The sequence below is a fragment of the Synechococcus sp. Cruz CV12-2-Slac-r genome (genome assembly GCF_024346075.1).
Classification (GTDB): Bacteria; Cyanobacteriota; Cyanobacteriia; order PCC-6307; family Cyanobiaceae; genus Synechococcus_D.
Window position 1 is genome coordinate 1 of the sequence record NZ_JAGQEK010000165.1, and the last position, 3,398, is coordinate 3,398.

Annotated in this window: 8 protein-coding genes; 2 read left to right on the forward strand and 6 right to left on the reverse strand. The window is 52.0% G+C overall.

Going from position 1 to position 3,398, the window contains the following annotated elements; translation table 11 throughout:
- Nucleotides 1-20 precede the first annotated feature (20 nt).
- The 6 genes from KB557_RS09910 to KB557_RS09930 all read right to left on the reverse strand — a co-directional run bounded on the left by KB557_RS09910 (nucleotide 21) and on the right by KB557_RS09930 (nucleotide 2,576).
- Nucleotides 21-212, reverse strand: a complete 192-nt coding sequence (locus KB557_RS09910; RefSeq protein ID WP_255133775.1) for a hypothetical protein — start codon at nucleotides 210-212, stop codon at nucleotides 21-23.
- Nucleotides 213-236: 24 nt separating this feature from the next.
- The gene (locus KB557_RS09915; RefSeq protein ID WP_315856220.1) at nucleotides 237-458 is read right to left on the reverse strand and encodes a CmcI family methyltransferase; all 222 of its coding nucleotides are present in this window, start codon (nucleotides 456-458) and stop codon (nucleotides 237-239) included.
- A gap of 254 nt (nucleotides 459-712) precedes the next feature.
- Entirely contained in the window at nucleotides 713-1,504 is a 792-nt protein-coding gene (locus tag KB557_RS09920) for a DUF1828 domain-containing protein (protein ID WP_255133777.1), read from the reverse strand.
- On the reverse strand, nucleotides 1,501-1,959 hold the full coding sequence (locus KB557_RS09925; protein ID WP_255133779.1) for a DUF6978 family protein: 459 nt from the start codon (nucleotides 1,957-1,959) through the stop codon (nucleotides 1,501-1,503). Before KB557_RS09925 ends, KB557_RS09920 begins: the two co-directional genes overlap by 4 nt.
- 286 nt (nucleotides 1,960-2,245) lie before the next feature.
- The gene (locus KB557_RS11250; RefSeq protein WP_399218972.1) at nucleotides 2,246-2,389 is read right to left on the reverse strand and encodes a CmcI family methyltransferase; all 144 of its coding nucleotides are present in this window, start codon (nucleotides 2,387-2,389) and stop codon (nucleotides 2,246-2,248) included.
- The gene (locus KB557_RS09930) at nucleotides 2,325-2,576 is read right to left on the reverse strand and encodes a cephalosporin hydroxylase family protein (RefSeq protein WP_255133781.1); all 252 of its coding nucleotides are present in this window, start codon (nucleotides 2,574-2,576) and stop codon (nucleotides 2,325-2,327) included. Before KB557_RS09930 ends, KB557_RS11250 begins: the two co-directional genes overlap by 65 nt.
- Before the next feature lie 117 nt (nucleotides 2,577-2,693).
- Between KB557_RS09930 and KB557_RS09935 the strand changes: the two genes are divergently transcribed.
- Both KB557_RS09935 and KB557_RS09940 read left to right on the forward strand, forming a co-directional pair.
- The gene (locus tag KB557_RS09935; RefSeq protein WP_255133784.1) at nucleotides 2,694-2,972 is read left to right on the forward strand and encodes a type II toxin-antitoxin system RelE/ParE family toxin; all 279 of its coding nucleotides are present in this window, start codon (nucleotides 2,694-2,696) and stop codon (nucleotides 2,970-2,972) included.
- Complete coding sequence (locus KB557_RS09940) at nucleotides 2,972-3,274, forward strand: HigA family addiction module antitoxin (RefSeq protein ID WP_255133786.1); 303 nt, start codon at nucleotides 2,972-2,974, stop codon at nucleotides 3,272-3,274. The genes KB557_RS09935 and KB557_RS09940 overlap by 1 nt, the downstream gene beginning before the upstream one ends.
- Nucleotides 3,275-3,398: the final 124 nt, after the last annotated feature.

Here is a 3,398-nt window from a genome sequence, read left to right on the forward strand (position 1 = left end):
GGCGGATCCAGGGGTACGGTTCAGCCTGGCTGCGGGGCCCCTTTTGGCTCATCCAGAGACATAGCCGCTTGTGCAGCCGCGCCGGTGCGGCGTATCACTTCCGCCAAGGAAACGGTGACGCGAAGGCTGAGCTGCTGTTGGGCTTTGAGGATATCGGGCACGTAGCGGTTGCGGGTGGTGTGGCTCCTGAGAGCTACGAAATTGCACGTCAATAAAATAATGCCAGCAGCCGGTAGTCAGCTCACCAGCCTCAAATACCCATCCGGAGCCACACTAATAAGCAGCTTGTTATCAATATCCTTATCGATCTCGAACTCAGGGTCGGTCTTCCACCACAGTGTCGAACACGATGCAGCAGCTGCCGGCAGACACCAGAACCCGATCGACGCCATCGGCATGACTGCGCACTTGTTGGATGCTCGTCGAGGGCCTTGCGGTTGTGGGGGCGGATGTCGCATTGAGGGAGCATTGAGAGTGGGTAATCCCAACGACTTCGACACATGTTCGCAGCAACGGCAAGCCAGCCTTTGACACAGTTTGAATCTACTCTGGGGCTGATCTCCTGAATATCATATTTATGATATAAAAAATCGACAAGATCTAGCACTAGCTCTCTGCCTAATGAGTCACAGGGGAAATTTCAAGAATTTAGAACTCTTTCCCCAATCATCGGTAAATGGAATCCCATCTTTGCGGTTGCTACGCCTGAAGGTCAGGCGGTGAGTAGTTGCTCAAGCGTTTCAGGGGCGGACCACCTGGCAACCTCTGATATCGATTCGACAAGATTGAAATCTTCTTCTGTCCATACATCAGCTGAGTCGTCAACAAGAGAGATAAAAGATAAGGGTTCAGGCGATGCCCGTAAATGACTCAAGTCATACCAAGTGACAACAGCTCCTTTGACAATCTGTTGTGCTGCAGAACGGCTCCCTGAGGAGAGAACTGAAAGCAAGGAGCTTCGATTGGGAGAACTGACTTGAAAGTCAATTTTCCAACTTCTGCCTGATCTTCCAATCAGTCTTTTGTTTCTTTCAAATGGCAAGTGAAGCTCTTGGAGGTAGTCCGCAACCTCATCAATCGCAGACTCTACTGTGCGAAGCCTAGATGTAAAGATAAGGTCGGATACACGGAGCGCCGCTTGAGAAACGCGCGTCACTGCATCTGCCAAAAGTGAGGGCTCAGTTGAGCGTGCTTTCAGCGTGCCACGAAAGAACTCAACCCCATGAGTCTGTGATATATCAGAGATCAATCCCAGTTGCTTTGGAGAGCGCTTCGCCGATAGAGTATTAGAACTCAACCACCGTATCGTTTCGCCAAAATCCGAAACAGTCGTGACTCCTTGATCAGAACTATTCAGATATAAATCAATGAAATCTCCATCTGGATACAAAAATGGTGTTCTCACTCGAACGTAGTCTCGGCTGGCGGAGCACTCAAACAATGGACCCAAGCCGCTGCTGATCGATTCGCAGATTGAACTAGCCTTAGCAAATGAACTGGTCATAAAAATAAATCTCCTTGAACTGGTGGCGGAGGAAGCATGTGTCCATTATGTTGAATCGTAGCTTCTAGGCAGAACTGCTGCCAGACTTGCACTGGATTGTCAGCTGATGCCGTAATGTCACTCGGCTCGTAGGCCTGCTTGTCTTTAAATGCTTCAGACCATCGATGTTTGTGAGTATCGCCAACGCTGGTGCCATCCGGATTTTTATGCCCCTTACCCAGGTCAAGAGCGTAAATGCGGCCCGAAGTCTTTGAAATCAAGGCATATGTAATGGCCGGAATTAAGGGATTAAATGTACCCTTCATGAAAAGAGGATACCCTCTATCGGTTTCAACTTGGACCTTAAATTCAACAGATGGTGAATGATCCTCATCTTCCTGCCACACGATGTCACCCTCGATCAACTTCGTGTTATTGGCAAGAATTGCCTCAAACTCGGCGTCACTCAGCGGCAAGACCCATTATTGGCAAAGTTGGGGGGATTCTAGGAGCGTGGGAAGCTTTTGTCAGTGTTTGGACTGATGATCACGCAATCTCGCTAATAAAGACGTGGTGCTTGTGTTCGAGATGCGGCGTGGAGACGTGCCCTCTCACTCTGTAGCCAACATCGTCAACAAATACACCGTCTCCGTCACAAGGTATTTCCTCCAGATTATCCTCAGCTATCTCGATTAAACTATTGTTGAGGAGCTATATCCATTTGATTTTCATGGTTTTTGGCGGAGATTGAGCTTGGGATGATTAGGCAACCCGCCTCAAATACCCATCCGGAGCCACGCTAATCAACAGCTTGTTATCAATATCCTTATCGATCTCGAACTCAGGGTCGGTCTTCCACCACAGTGTCGAATAAGATGCAGTAGCTGCCGGCGGACACCAGCACACGATCGACGCCATCGGCATGGCTGCGCATTTTTTGGATGATCTCGGGGGCGATCGAGGACCCCTTAATTAGCTGCATCTTGAAGCGCAGGATACTGCCCGCCGCTTCGAGATCGGGGTCGGGGGGACAGCAGCTGGAGCTCGGTGTCGAGCCATAGATCAGCTCCCGCGCCTGCGCAAGAAAATGCATGCCCAGTCCTCTCTCCTCTAGGAGTCTTACCAGCAGGCGGAGGTATCGAGCCCGCCCCTCGAAGCGGCTGCACGCAGGAGACACAACCATTCCGCACAGCAGAACTATGCTGGGTTGATGATCCGCTCCTTCCGATGTCCCGATACCAAGCGGCTGGCTCAGGGATGGGCGGTGCCACGGTCCCAGGCGTTCGAGCGAGTGGCCCGCCGCAAGCTCAGGCAACTGGAGATTGCTGACTGCCTCGACGACCTGCGGATCCCTCCAGGCAACCGGCTGGAAGCCTTACGAGGTGATCGGGCAGGTCAACACAGCATCCGCATCAACGACCAGTACCGCCTGTGCTTTCTCTGGTCGGACGCTGGCCCTGAAGCCGTTGAAATTGTTGATTACCACTGATGAACCCTATGGACCGCCTCACCCCCATCACCCCTGGCGAACTTCTTGATGAGGAGTTTTTGCAGCCTCTCGGCGTTAGCCAATACCGGCTAGCCAAGGCAATCGATGTGCCTGCATCGCGGATCAGTGAGGTTGTGGCGGGCCGTCGCGCAATCAGCGCCGATACGGATCTGCGCCTCTGCCGTTTTCTGGGATTGAGCCCTGGCTATTGGCTGCGCGCCCAGGCAGCCCATGACACCGAGGTGGCCAGCGCTGAGCTGGCTGAAGAGATTGAACGAATTGAGCCCCTGGTGGCCAACTAAATCTACAAATGTGGGCCGATGACGACAGATGCTGCTATCGCAGAGCCATTAAGCGCATACAAAGCTTTATTTGCATTCCAGCAATACAGAGTAAGCAAGCTAAATCTCAGGCTTGGTTTCCACT